General features: G+C 72.0%; 10 protein-coding genes. 6 read left to right on the forward strand and 4 right to left on the reverse strand.

Going from position 1 to position 12,618, the window contains the following annotated elements:
- Window positions 1–24: 24 nt before the first annotated feature.
- Genes VFJ21_01115 through VFJ21_01125 form a run of 3 tightly spaced genes read right to left on the reverse strand, consistent with a single transcriptional unit; the run spans window position 25 to window position 3,763 of the window.
- Window positions 25–876, reverse strand: a complete 852-nt coding sequence (locus VFJ21_01115; GenBank protein HET7405721.1) for a xanthine dehydrogenase family protein subunit M — start codon at window positions 874–876, stop codon at window positions 25–27.
- Window positions 873–3,242: a xanthine dehydrogenase family protein molybdopterin-binding subunit gene (locus VFJ21_01120; GenBank protein ID HET7405722.1), complete on the reverse strand. Its 2,370-nt coding sequence runs from the start codon at window positions 3,240–3,242 to the stop codon at window positions 873–875. The genes VFJ21_01115 and VFJ21_01120 overlap by 4 nt, the downstream gene beginning before the upstream one ends.
- Window positions 3,243–3,292: 50 nt before the next feature.
- The gene (locus tag VFJ21_01125) at window positions 3,293–3,763 is read right to left on the reverse strand and encodes a (2Fe-2S)-binding protein (GenBank protein HET7405723.1); all 471 of its coding nucleotides are present in this window, start codon (window positions 3,761–3,763) and stop codon (window positions 3,293–3,295) included.
- A gap of 129 nt (window positions 3,764–3,892) precedes the next feature.
- Here VFJ21_01125 and VFJ21_01130 point away from each other — a divergent pair, with 129 nt between their 5' ends.
- The 4 genes from VFJ21_01130 to VFJ21_01145 all read left to right on the forward strand — a co-directional run bounded on the left by VFJ21_01130 (window position 3,893) and on the right by VFJ21_01145 (window position 7,178).
- On the forward strand, window positions 3,893–4,402 hold the full coding sequence (locus VFJ21_01130) for an NUDIX domain-containing protein (GenBank protein ID HET7405724.1): 510 nt from the start codon (window positions 3,893–3,895) through the stop codon (window positions 4,400–4,402).
- Between the two features lie 44 nt (window positions 4,403–4,446).
- On the forward strand, window positions 4,447–4,695 hold the full coding sequence (locus VFJ21_01135) for a hypothetical protein (GenBank protein HET7405725.1): 249 nt from the start codon (window positions 4,447–4,449) through the stop codon (window positions 4,693–4,695).
- A gap of 61 nt (window positions 4,696–4,756) precedes the next feature.
- Entirely contained in the window at window positions 4,757–5,572 is an 816-nt protein-coding gene (locus VFJ21_01140) for a thioesterase family protein (protein ID HET7405726.1), read from the forward strand.
- A gap of 139 nt (window positions 5,573–5,711) precedes the next feature.
- Window positions 5,712–7,178 carry an NAD-dependent succinate-semialdehyde dehydrogenase gene (locus VFJ21_01145; GenBank protein ID HET7405727.1) on the forward strand — a complete coding sequence of 489 codons (1,467 nt, stop codon included), beginning with the start codon at window positions 5,712–5,714 and terminating at the stop codon, window positions 7,176–7,178.
- Here VFJ21_01145 and VFJ21_01150 read toward each other — a convergent pair.
- Window positions 7,175–8,839, reverse strand: a complete 1,665-nt coding sequence (locus tag VFJ21_01150; GenBank protein ID HET7405728.1) for an alkaline phosphatase D family protein — start codon at window positions 8,837–8,839, stop codon at window positions 7,175–7,177. The genes VFJ21_01145 and VFJ21_01150 overlap by 4 nt on opposite strands.
- Window positions 8,840–8,900: 61 nt before the next feature.
- On the opposite strand from VFJ21_01150, the gene VFJ21_01155 reads away from it, so the two are divergent.
- On the forward strand, window positions 8,901–11,075 hold the full coding sequence (locus VFJ21_01155) for a cation:proton antiporter (protein ID HET7405729.1): 2,175 nt from the start codon (window positions 8,901–8,903) through the stop codon (window positions 11,073–11,075).
- Between the two features lie 280 nt (window positions 11,076–11,355).
- The gene (locus tag VFJ21_01160) at window positions 11,356–12,618 is read left to right on the forward strand and encodes an RNA polymerase sigma factor (GenBank protein ID HET7405730.1); all 1,263 of its coding nucleotides are present in this window, start codon (window positions 11,356–11,358) and stop codon (window positions 12,616–12,618) included.

Below are 12,618 nucleotides of genomic sequence, written 5' to 3' on the forward strand. Positions count from 1 at the left end.
ACCCCCACACGGCGGCAGCAGTCGTCAGCCGGCGGCCTTGAGGACCGCTCGGGCGGTGAGCACCTGGACGAGGTGGTTGCGGTAGTCGGCCTGCGCGTGCAGGTCGCTGGTGGGTCGCGCGCCGGCGGTGGCACGCGCGGCCGCCTGCCTCACCGCCTCCTGCGACGCGGCGCCGCCCGCCAGCGCCTGCTCGACCGCGGTCGCGCGGACCGGGGTCGGCCCCATGTTGGTGAGCCCGATGCGGGCCTCGGCGATCGAGCCGTTCGAACGACGGACGGCCGCGGCCACCCCGACGATCGCCCAGGCCTGCGCGACCCGGTGGAACTTCTCGTAGTGCACGCCCCAGCCGTCGCCCAGCTTGGGCAGCGACACTTCGACCAGCACATCATCGGGCGCGAGCGCCGACTGCAGGTAGTCGGTGAAGAACTCGCTCGCCGGCACGGTGCGTCGCCCCGACGGCCCCTGCACCACGAACTCCGCGTCGAGCGCCAGCGCGACCGCCGGCAGGTCTCCCGCCGGGTCGGCATGCGCGAGGGAACCGCCGAATGTGCCGCGATGGCGCACCTGCCGGTCGGCGACGGTGGCGGTGGCCTCGGCGACGAGCGGGGCGTGGCGGCGTACGGCGTCGCTGCCCAGCACCTCGGCGTGCGTGGTCATCGCACCGATGACCAGCCGATCCCCCTCCTCGCGGATGCCGCGCAGTGCGTCGACGCGGCCGAGGTCGACGACCACCTCGGGGTAGGCCAGCCGCAGGCGCAGCAGCGGCAGCAGGCTCTGGCCGCCGGCCAGCAGCTTGGCATCGCCGGCGCCCGCCAGCGCGGCGACCGCCTCGTCGATGGACGACGCGCGCACGTAGTCGAACTCCGCGGGGATCATCGGGCACCTGCCTGCGCCTCGTGGAGGGCGCGCCAGACGCGCTCCGGCGAGCACGGCATGCGAACGTCCTGCACCCCGAGATGGCGTACGGCGTCGAGGACCGCGTTGACCACGGCGGGGGTCGAGGCGATCGTGCCGGCCTCCCCCACCCCCTTGACGCCGAGCGGGTTCGACGTCGAGGGGGTGACCGTGCGGTCGGTGACGAACTCCGGCAGGTCGGACGCGGCGGGCACGAGGTAGTCGACCAGGGTGCCGCTGGTGAGGTTGCCGTCGGCGTCGTAGACGCCCTCCTCGAACAACGCCTGCGCGATGCCTTGCGCGAGCCCGCCGTGCACCTGCCCTTCGACGATCAGCGGGTTGATGACGTTGCCGACGTCGTCGACCGCGACGTACTTCCGGATCTGCACCCAGCCGGTCTCGGTGTCGACCTCGACCGCGCACAGGTGCGTGCCGTGCGGGAAGGAGAAGTTCTCCGGATCGAGCACGTAGTCGCTGTTGAGCGACGGCTCCATGCCCTCGGGCAGGTTGTGCGCCGCGAACGTCGCGAGCGCGACCTCCTGAATGCTGACCTTCGCGTCGGGTGACCCCTTGACACTGAAGACGCCACGCTGGAAGTCGATGTCGCCCTCGCTCGCCTCCAGCAGGTGGGCCGCGACCCTACGAGCCTTGTCGACGACCTTCTCGCAGGCCTTGTGCACGGCGATGCCGCCGACGACCAGCGACCGCGACCCGTAGGTGTCCATGCCCATCGGCGCCGTCTTGGTGTCGCCGTGGATCACCTCGACGTCCTCGAACGGCACGCCCAGCGCGTCGGAGGCGATCTGCGACCACGAGGTGACGTGGCCCTGCCCGTGCGGGCTGGTGCCGGTGACGACCTCGACCTTGCCGGTCGGCAGCATCCGGATCGTCGCGGCCTCCCACCCGCCGGCACCGTAGGACAGCTGCCCGAGGACCCGCGAGGGCGCGAGGCCGCACATCTCGGTGAACGTCGAGATGCCGATGCCGAGCTGCACGGGATCGTTGCGGTCTCGCCGCTGCTGCTGCTCGGCGCGCAGCCCCTCGTAGTCGAACAGCTCGGTCGCCCGGTCGGTGGCGGCTTCGTAGTTGCCGCTGTCGTAGGTCAGCCCGGCGATCGTCGTATAGGGAAACTCCTCGTGCCGGATCCAGTTCTTGCGACGCAGCTCGAGCGGGTCCATGCCGAGCTCGACGGCCAGCTCGTCCATCACCCGCTCGATGGCGAACGTCGCCTCGGGTCGGCCCGCGCCGCGGTAGGCGTCGGTCGGGGTCTTCGTGGTGAAGACGCCGGTGCAGGTGAAGCGGTAGGCGTCCATCTTGTAGATGGCGTTGAACATGAAGGCACCGAGCACCGGCACGCCGGGCGTCACCAGCATCAGGTAGGCGCCCATGTCGGCCTTGAGCTCGACCTTCAGCCCGCGGATCGTGCCGTCCCGGTCGGCGGCGATCGCGATGTCCTGGATCTGGTCACGGCCGTGGTGGGTGGCGAGGAAACCCTCGCTGCGCGACTCGGTCCACTTCACCGGCCGGCCGAGCCTCCGCGCGAGCAGCAGGCAGACGACCTCCTCGCCGTAGACCTGCAGCTTGGAGCCGAAGCCGCCGCCGACGTCCGGGGCGACCACCCGCAGCTTGTGCTCCGGCAGTCCGGTGACCATGGCCAGCATCAGCTTGAGCACGTGCGGCACCTGCGTGGAGGAGTAGACGGTGTACTCGTCGCTGGCGGGCAGCGGCGCGACGACGACCGCCCGCGGCTCCATCGCGCAGGGCACCAGCCGCTGCTGGATGAACCGCCGCTCGACGACCACCTCCGCGGCGGCGAACACGTCGTCGACGGGTCCGTTCTCGAACGGCCAGGTGAACGACCTGTTGGTGCCCTTGTCGGCATGGACGAGCACCTCGTCCTTGAGCGCCTCCTCCATGTCGACGACGGCCGGCAGCGCGTCGTACTCCACGTCGATCGCCTCCAGCGCGTCGGCGGCGCTGTAGCGGTCGCGGGCCACCACGACGGCAACGGGGTCGCCGACGTGCCGGACCTCGTCGACCGCGATCGGGTGGTGGTCGGGATGCACCATGTCGGGCGTCACCGGCCAGGCGCACGGCAGGCCGATCTGGTCGGCCCCCAGATCCGACGCGGTGTAGGCCGCGATGACACCCGGCCGCTGCAGCGCCCCTGACACGTCGAGCTTCGTGATGCGCGCGTGCGCCATCGGGCTGCGCAGCAGCGCGGCGTGCAGCATGCCGGGGAACTGGATGTTGTCGGTCCAAGTGGTCTGGCCGGTGACGAGCTTGGCGTCCTCCTTGCGGGCGCGCCGCCGCCCGATCTCCGTCGTCTGGTCGGGCGGCGCGAGCACGTCGGCCTGCCGGATCTGCTCGGCGACGAGACCTGCGTCGAGTTCCTCGGTCACTTCGCGGCCTCCATCTGCTCGGCGGCCTGGCGGACCGCGCGGACGATGTTCTGGTAGCCGGTACAGCGGCACAGGTTGCCCTCGAGGCCGTGCCGTATCTCCTCGTCGCTGGGCGACGGGTTGTCACGCAGCAGGTCGACGGCCGCCATGATCATGCCGGGGGTGCAGTAGCCGCACTGCAGTGCGTGGTTGTCGTGAAACGCCTGCTGCACCGGGTGCCACTGACCGTCGGCGAGGCCCTGGATCGTCGTCACGTCCGCGCCGTCGGCCTGTACGGCGAGCACCGCGCAGCTCTTCACCGCCTTGCCGTCGAGATGCACCGTGCACGCACCGCAGTTGGAGGTGTCGCACCCGATGGGCGTGCCGGTGCGACCCAGCCGGTCGCGCAGGTAGTGCACCAGCAGGAGGCGGGGCTCGACCTCGTCCTGGTAACGCACCCCGTCGACGGTCATCTGCACTGTCGTCATGCCATCTCCTCGGCTCTCGGAGTCACGGCTGAGCGGACTGCGCCCGTGGCCCGACCCTAGGCCGAAACGCCCCGCGGACGTAAGGGTTCGACCGAAGGCTGCGAGGGCCGCCGCACTACAGTCCGGCCGATGGTCGAGACGGCGCCCGACGACGTCCGCTACTGCATCCGGTGCGGCGGCGCGATGGCCACGCGCGCCGTCCACGGGACGGCCCGTCGCGGCTGCCCGTCGTGCGGGCACGTCCACTTCACCGACCCGAAGGTCGGCGTCGGCGTGCTGTGCGTGCACGAGGGCCGCGTGCTGCTCGTGCGCCGCGGCATGGATCCCGAACGGGGTCGGTGGGCCCTTCCTGCCGGCTTCCTCGACGCCGGTGAGGACCCCCGCACGCGGGCGGCGCAGGAGGTGCTGGAAGAGACCGGTCTCACCGTGGCCGTCGGCGATGTCGTCGACGTGTTCGGCGGCCACCCCGGTGGCGCGACGGTGTTCGTGCTGTACGCCGGCGCTTACGTCGCCGGCACGCCGGTCGCCGGGGACGACGCCGACGAGGCGCGCTTCTTCGGCCCCGACGAGCTGCCCGACCTCGCCTTCGAGAGCACGCTGGCCGGCGTACGCCGCTGGCTCGACAGCCGAGCCGAATAGCCAGGCACTTCCGCAGGGCGGCGCAGTTGCCCCACTATGAGCGGGTGGAGGGGGACCGCACCAGCACGGTCACCGTGCTGTTCACCGATCTCGTCGCGTCGACGCAGCTGCGCAGCCGGCTCGGCGACCTGGCCGCCGATGCCCGGCTGTGCCACGCGGCAGCGGGCGGCGAGGTCCTGGTCGCGGACGTCGTCAGGGTGCTGGCGGGCTCACGGACACCGCACCGGTTCGAGCCGCGTGGAGCACTCGAACTGGCCGGGCTGCCGGCGCGGCCGAGGGAGAAAACACCTTGACCCGCACCCGCCCGGGACTGAAGCCTGTCGCGTCGTGGGAAATTTCGCCCAAGACATAGCGGTGACGAAGGTCGGCGAGGGCCGCTACCGCGCCGACCTCGATCACGACTGGGACCTCTTCCCGATCCCGCAGGGTGGCATCGTCGCGTCGTTCGGCCTGCGCGCGGCCGCGGCAGAGATCGCCGACCCGGCCCAGCAGCTGCGCACCTGCACGACCGTCTTCGCCGGGCAGGTGGTGGCCGGCGAGCTCGAGATCGACGTGCAGGTGCTTCGCCACGGACGCTCCGCCTCGCAGATCGTCTCGACCGTGCGCAACTCCGGTTCGGCGGCCGGCGCGACGACGGTCTCGGTGTTCGGGGGTCCCCGGCGGGGTCCGACGTTCGTCGACGTGTCTCCTCCCCAGGTGGCCGCGCCGCTCGACTGCCCGTCGTACGCCGACGACCCCCCTCCCGGGGTGGAGCGGCACGAGCCGTCGCCGTTCTGGACCCGAGTGGAGGGCCGGCCGGCTCTCGGCCACGCCCCCTGGGAGGACTACGAGCCGACCACCTCGGACGTGGCCACGTGGTACCGCTTCCTCGACCCGCCCCGGCTCGACGACGGCAGCCTCGACCCGCTCGGCGTGCTCACGCTGGCCGACCGCATGCCCGGCTGCATCGGCGAGCGTCTGGGGCGCGACGACGACCAGTGGTTCGCGCCGAGTGCCGACTTGACCATCCACCTCTTCGAGCCGCTGCGCACCGAGTGGCTCCTGGCGCACGACCGCGCCCGCTGGGCCGACGACGGCTGGGCATCCGCCGAAACCACCCTCTGGGACGAGCACGGCACGCTGGTCGGCTACGCGACGCAGATGATGCTGTTCACCTACACGAGGGGCTGAGCCGCGCCACCTCGACGACCCGCTGAGCCGCCGACTCCCAGGGCCGAGAGTCCCTCCATCAACGGTTGACACGGCGTGTCGTATGGAGGAGGGGAGTTCGATCGAGCAGCTGGCCGCCGACGATGGGTAGGCGAGGGGCATGGCCGACAGCGCGCGGGAGAAGCAGGTTCTGGACGACGTCCCGACGGGGCTCTTCGTCGACGGCAGGTGGCGCGAGGCCGCCGGCGGCGGCTCCTTCACCGTCCGCGACCCGGCAACCGGCGACGCGCTCTGCGAGGTGGCCGACGGCGGCGGGGAAGACGCCATGGCAGCACTCGATGCCGCCTGCGACGCGCAGGCGGGCTGGGCCGCCACGCCGCCACGGGAGCGCGGCGAGATCCTGCGGCGGGCCTGGGAACTGCTGCAGGAGCGCATGGCTGACCTCGCCCTGCTCATGACCTTGGAGATGGGCAAGCCCCTCGACCAGTCGCGAGCCGAGGTGGCCTACGCCGCCGAGTTCTTCCGCTGGTTCGCCGAGCAGGCGGTGCGCATCGACGGCCGCTGGTCGACCAACCCCTCCGGCGACGGCCGCCTGCTCACGATGAAGCAGCCGGTCGGGCCGTGCCTGCTGATCACACCGTGGAACTTCCCGCTGGCCATGGGCACCCGTAAGGTCGGCCCGGCGGTCGCCGCCGGCTGCACGATGGTGCTCAAGCCGGCACAGCTGACCCCGTTGTCATCGCTCGCCCTCGCCGCCGTGCTTGCCGATGCGGGACTGCCACCCGGTGTCCTCAACGTCGTCACCGGCGCGTCGGCGCGCGCGATCTCCGAGCCGCTGCTCGCCGACCCGCGGCTGCGCAAGCTGTCCTTCACCGGCTCCACACCGGTCGGTCGTGCGCTGATGGCCGGGGCGTCCGAGAACCTGCTGCGGGTCTCGATGGAGCTCGGCGGCAACGCGCCTTTCCTCGTGTTCGACGACGCCGACATCGACCACGCGGTCGACCAGGCCGTCATCGCGAAGATGCGCAACATGGGCGAGTCCTGCGTCGCGGCCAACCGCTTCCACGTGCACGAGCCCGTGGCCGATGAGTTCACGAGCCGGCTCGCCGAGAAGCTGGCCGCCATGCGCGTCGGCCGCGGCACCGAGACCGGCGTCGAGGTCGGGCCGCTCATCGACGACGACCAGCGGCACAAGGTGAGCGACCTCGTCGACGACGCCGTACGCCGAGGGGCGCAGGCCGTCACCGGCGGGTCGGCCGTCGACGGACCCGGGTCCTTCTACGAGCCGACGGTGCTGGCCGGCGTGGACGAGTCGGCGCAGATGTACCGCGAGGAGATCTTCGGACCGGTCGCCCCCGTCTACCGCTTCGCCACCGAGGACGAGGCGCTGCGGCAGGCCAACGGCACCGACTACGGCCTGGTCGCCTATGTCTTCACCAACGACCTGCGCCGCGCGCTGCGGGTCGCCGAGCGGGTGGAGGCGGGCATGGTCGGCCTCAACCGCGGCATGGTCTCCAACCCGGCAGCACCGTTCGGCGGCGTCAAGCACTCCGGGTTCGGCCGCGAGGGCGGGGCCGAAGGCATCGGGGAGTACGTCGCGACCAAGTACGTCGCGGTCGACCTCTAGGCGAGTCGCCGGTCGAGCACCCGGTGCAGCTCGGGCACCCCCTGACCTGGAGGTGCCATGTCGAAGGCCACCGACAGGGCCGCTCCATCGGCCTGCACCGTGGAGATCATGTTGTCGAACCACGGCCCCGAGGTCATCTCCCACTGCAGCGGCGGCGTCGGGACGCCCGCCGCTCGCGACAGCGTGCGGCCGAACCACCGGCCGACCCGGCTGCGGGCGAACCGCTCGCCGTGCCGGACGTAGCGCGGCAGCGCGTTGCGGATCGGCGAGCACACGATCTGGTGGACGGGGCAGCGCGCGGCCGGCCCGTCACGGAACGACGCGTCGGCGACATAGCTGAAGTGCACGTCGCCGGACAGCAACGTCACCGAACGCGGGACGGGACCGTCGGCGCCCGTCGTCACCCGCTGGAGCAACCCGGCCAGCCGGCGGAACGACGACTCGAAGGCCGCCCAGTGCTCGAGGTCGAGCGCCTGGCGCACCTTCTCGCCGAGACCCGCCGCCCGCCGTCCCCAGGCACCGGCGCAGACCGCTTCGTTCCAGGCCTCGACGTGGTGCAGGCCGATCGGCAGCAGCACGGGCAGCGAGGTGGCGACCAGCAGGTGCTCGACCTCGCCGGCGAGCTGCTCCTCGAGCCAGCGCCACTCCTCCTCGTCGATCATCTCGCGCACGTCGCCCTCGACGACCCGTCCCGCGCGGGAGTCGACGACCACCAGCCGGACGGCACCGAAGTCGCGGGCGTAGCTCCAGCGCGCGTGCTTGCGCCCGTCGTCCTCCACCTCGGCCCGCGCGGCGAAGTCGCGGAGGAGGTCGCCGGCGTCGCTCGCGCAGTCACGGACCGCTCGGAAGACCTCGTCGTCGGCCAGCTCGTGGCGCGGCAGGTTGCCGATGTGCTGGTAGATCCAGTAGCTCATCAAGGCGCTCTCGATGTGCTCCTGCCACCAGTCCGTGCGACGCATCTGGGCGCGCCACGCCCCCGAGGTGTTCCAGTCGTCGTGCACGTCGTGGTCATCGAAGATCATCGTCGACGGGACCGTCGACAGCAGCCATCGGATCGTCGGGTAGCTCCACGACTCCCGGTAGAGCACGCAGTACTCCGGGAAGTCGTAGACCTGCCTGCCCGGCGGCCGGGCGGTGTCACGGCGGCGGCGGGCGAACTCCAGCGTCTGCGGCGACACGGTGTCGTCGGCGTAGACCTGGTCGCCCGCGAAGAACAACGCATCGGGCCACGTCTCGGGATCCTCGTGCCGCATGCCCTCCGCCAAAGCCCACAGGGCGTCCTGCTCGCGGCCCCGCTCGTCGCGGGTCGGGGACCACGTGTAGGGCGGATGGTGCGGCAGCGCCGTGCGGCAGGACCCCCACACCAGCCGGAACGGCCGCGACCGGGCGACGGTGCGGATCCGCGGCGTCGGGTAGTCGTAGCCCTCCGGCGGCCAGACGAGGTGCCCGTCGAGGCGCACGTCGTAGGTCGTTGCGCTGCCCGGGGCCAGGCCGCCGATCTCGACCAGCGCGTAGTGGTGTCCGCAGACTTCGAAGGTGGGAGCCTCGTGGCCGAGCACGCCGACGGTGCAGCGGGCCGAGGTCTCGACCCAGACGGTCGCGTCGGTCTCGCCGGCGTGCCGCAGCATGGGGCCGAGCACCAACGTCGGTGGCGAGGACATGCAGGCAGTCTGCCCCGCGTTTCGACATCACTCGTGAGGAGACTGATCGGCTGTGCCGCACATGACCATCGCGGGGCACGTCTCGCTGGTCCTGTGGACGCAGATCGCCGCCCTGCTCATCGCCGCGCACCTCCTCGGGGCGCTGGCCCGCAGGCGCGGCCAGCCGGCGGTGGTCGGGTCGCTGCTGGCGGGGCTGGGGCTCGGGCCGTCGGTGTTCGGCCAGCTGTGGCCGGGCGGGTTCCACTGGTTCCTGCCGGCGACCGGCTACGAGCCCCGGCTGCTGCTCGCCGTGTCGAGCGCGAGCCTGCTGATCCTCCTGGTCGTGCTGGGCGCGGAAACCGACCTGCCGCTCATCCGCTCGCTCGGGCGTGCCGCCGGGGCGGTCACCGGCGGCAGCATCCTGCTCCCGCTGATCGCCGGCCTGGTCGCGGGCTACGTGGTGCCGGCCGAGCTCATGGGCGACAGCACGGGGCGTACCGCGTTCGCGGTGCTGCTCGCGGGCGGTCTGGGCGCCTCGTCGCTGCCGGTCATCGCGCGCATCGTGAGCGAGCTGGAGATGGGGCGGCGCAACTTCGGCCAGCTCGGCATCGCCGCCGCCACGCTCAACGACGTCTTCGGCTTCCTCATGCTCGCCCTCGCGGCGGCCCTCGTCGGCGGCGACGGCCTGTCGGGCCTGGCCGTCCCACTGCTCGGCCTGGTCGTCATCGTCGGGCTGCTCGTGCTCGTCGGCCAGCGCTCGATCGACGCGATGCTGCGCCTGGTCCGCCGTGAAGGGCCGAACGTCGCGGGGTCGCTCGCGGTGTGCTTCGTCACGGTGTTCGCGATCGCCGCCGCGACGGAGGCGCTGCGGGTCGACGCCGCCCTCGGGGCCTTCCTGGCCGGCATGGCGCTGGGCCGGTCGCGGTTCCAGCAGTCGCAGGCGCTCAAGGGCCTGCAGGACATGACCGACGCGCTGTTCGCCCCCCTCTACTTCGCCACCGCCGGCCTGCAGGTCGACCTCACGACGCTGATGACACCCCGGATCGGCTACAGCTTCCTGGCGCTGCTCGGCGTCGCGGCGCTGACGAAGTACGCCGGGAGCTTCGCCGGCGGGGTGGTGGCCCGGCTCACCCCCCGGGAGAACAGCGCGCTGGCGTTCATGCTCAACGGGCGAGGCGCGATGCAGGTCATCATCGGCTCCGCCGGCCTCTCGCTCGGCATCTTCTCGACCGGCGCCTACACGATCATCATCCTCACCGCGATCGTGACGACCCTCACCGTCGCGCCGCTCGTGCGTGCCACCGTCCGCGGGTGGGCCGGTACCGCCGAGGAGCGCGAGCGTCTCGACCGCGAGCGCGAGCTCGAGGCCAACGTCATCGTCCGCGGCCAGCGGCTGCTGCTGCCGAGCCGCGGCAGCCTCAACTCGTTGGTCGCCGCGCGGGTGCTCGACGCGGCCTGGCCCGACTCCTCCGAGCTGACCGTGCTCTCGATCGGCACCGATGGGCAGGTGCCCGACGTGCGCCCGATGCTCGACCTGCCGTCCGGCCGCGAGGTGCGCCAGCAGCACGTGGACGAGAACGACGTGCTCGACGCGATCCTCGCGGAGGCCAACCTCGGTTACGGCGTCATGGCGCTCGGGGCGGTCGAGTCACCGAGCCCGGAGCGTCTGCTGCCCGAGACCGTCGAGGGTCTGCTCAGCTACAGCCCGATCCCGGTCCTCGTCGTACGCCGCGCGCGCCAGGCCCACGAGTCGGGTCTGTCGCTCACCGGCCGGTTCCGGCGAATCCTGACCCCCGTTGCGGGGTCGAGCGCCTCCCGGGCAGGTCAGGAGGTAGCGCACACGATCAGCCGGCGTACGGGCGCGACGGTGACCGTGCTGCACGTGCAGACCAGGCCGGGCGGGGAGTCCACCGGCGCGCCGACGAGCGAGGGCGGTGCCGGGACGGTGACCGAGGGCGCGGTCACGGCGGTGCTCGTCGACGCGCTCGCGGTGGCGGACGAGCACGACATCGCCGCCGAACCGATGGTGCGCCGGGGTACCGCGGGCGAGGAGATCGAGGCGGCGGTGGAAGAGGTGCGCCCCGACCTCGTGGTCATCGGCGCGACGGTGCGGCGGGTCGGCGGCCGACCGTTCCTCGGGCACACCGTCGAGCACGTGCTGGAGCACGTCGACTCGGCGACGGTGGTCGTCGTCGTGATGCCGGAGGTCGCCGTCACCGCGACCGGTGAGGGTCACGCCGACCGCTCCGCGCGCTGATCGGGGGATGCAACGTGGCGCGATCCGAATTACCATGCGCAGGTAAGCCCCCTGAGCCGGTGCCGAGCTCCCTTCCCTGGCACGCGCCGGCGCGCCGGATCACGCCCGACGCGAAAGGTTGTCCGTGACCATCGCCAGCACCGCCGCTGCGTCCTCGGACGCAGCATCCACCGTTGACGACCTGCTCGCCCGGGGCCGTAAGCGAGGACGCCTGTCCATGACCGAGCTGCGCGCGGCGTTCGACCAGGCCGGTGTGGCAGCGACCCGGGCCAAGCGCATCATGCGCGAGCTGTCCGCCGAGGGAGTCGAGCTCGTGGTCGACGGCGAGGCCGAGGCCCCCGCCCAGCGCGGCGGCAAGAAGCCCGCGCCTGCGAAGAGCCGCGCGAAGACCGGCCCGGCCGAGCAGACGGAGGCGAAGACCACGGAGACCCCGTCGAAACCGGCCAAGTCGAAGTCCGCGAAGGCCAAGGGCGAGCCGGCCGGCGAGGCCGCACCGGCGAAGGCCGAAGCGGCGGGGAGCGACGAGTCGGAGGAGCCCGAGGAGGGGGTCCTCGAAGCCGCCGCCGAGGAGGACGACGAGGAGGAGGACACCGCATTCGTCGCGGTCGAGGACGAAGTCGCCCCGTCGACCGACCTCGTGCGCGCCTATCTCAAGGAGATCGGCCGCGTCGCGCTGCTCAATGCCGAGCAGGAGGTCGAGCTCGCCAAGCGCATCGAGGCCGGCCTGTTCGCCGCCGAGAAGCTGCGCCAGTCCGAGGCCGGCGAGACCAAGCTGACGCCGGCCCTCAAGCGGGACCTCCTCTGGGTGGAGGCCGACGGCAGCCGCGCGAAGGACCACCTGCTCGAGGCGAACCTGCGCCTCGTCGTGTCGCTGGCCAAGCGCTACACCGGGCGCGGCATGGCCTTCCTCGACCTGATCCAGGAAGGCAACCTCGGCCTGATCCGGGCGGTCGAGAAGTTCGACTACACCAAGGGCTACAAGTTCTCCACCTACGCCACCTGGTGGATCCGCCAGGCGATCACGCGCGCGATGGCCGACCAGGCGCGCACGATCCGCATCCCCGTGCACATGGTCGAGCAGATCAACAAGCTGACCCGGGTGCAGCGGCAGATGCTGCAGGACCTCGGTCGCGAGCCCACGCCCGACGAGCTCGCCGCCGAGCTCGACATGGAGCCCGACAAGATCCTCGAGATCCAGGGCTACGCGCGTGACCCGGTCTCGCTCGAGACCACCGTCGGCGACGAGGCCGACTCCGTCCTCGGCGACTTCATCGAGGACACCGACGCGCCGGTCGCCGCCGAGGTCGTGACGTTCGGCCTGCTGCAGGAGGAGCTGCAGGACATCCTGCGCACGCTGCCTCCGCGGGAGGCGGCCGTCGTGAGCCTGCGCTTCGGCCTGACCGACGGCCAACCGCGCACGCTCGACGAGATCGGCAAGGAGTTCGGCCTGACCCGGGAGCGGATCCGCCAGATCGAGGCCCGCACCCTGTCGAAGCTGCGCCACCCCAGCCGGTCGCAAAAGCTGCGCGACTACCTCGAGTAG

The organism is Mycobacteriales bacterium, from assembly GCA_035690485.1.
Taxonomy (GTDB): domain Bacteria; phylum Actinomycetota; class Actinomycetes; order JAFAQI01; family DASSKL01; genus DASSKL01.

Coding starts and splice junctions, on each gene's coding strand:
- VFJ21_01125 (HET7405723.1), bottom strand. CDS start 3,763: ATGACGACAGTGCAGATGACCGTCGACGGGGTGCGTTACCAGGACGAG.
- VFJ21_01150 (HET7405728.1), bottom strand. CDS start 8,839: ATGTCCTCGCCACCGACGTTGGTGCTCGGCCCCATGCTGCGGCACGCC.
- VFJ21_01130 (HET7405724.1), top strand. CDS start 3,893: ATGGTCGAGACGGCGCCCGACGACGTCCGCTACTGCATCCGGTGCGGC.
- VFJ21_01115 (HET7405721.1), bottom strand. CDS start 876: ATGATCCCCGCGGAGTTCGACTACGTGCGCGCGTCGTCCATCGACGAG.
- VFJ21_01155 (HET7405729.1), top strand. CDS start 8,901: ATGACCATCGCGGGGCACGTCTCGCTGGTCCTGTGGACGCAGATCGCC.
- VFJ21_01145 (HET7405727.1), top strand. CDS start 5,712: ATGGCCGACAGCGCGCGGGAGAAGCAGGTTCTGGACGACGTCCCGACG.
- VFJ21_01160 (HET7405730.1), top strand. CDS start 11,356: ATGCGCGAGCTGTCCGCCGAGGGAGTCGAGCTCGTGGTCGACGGCGAG.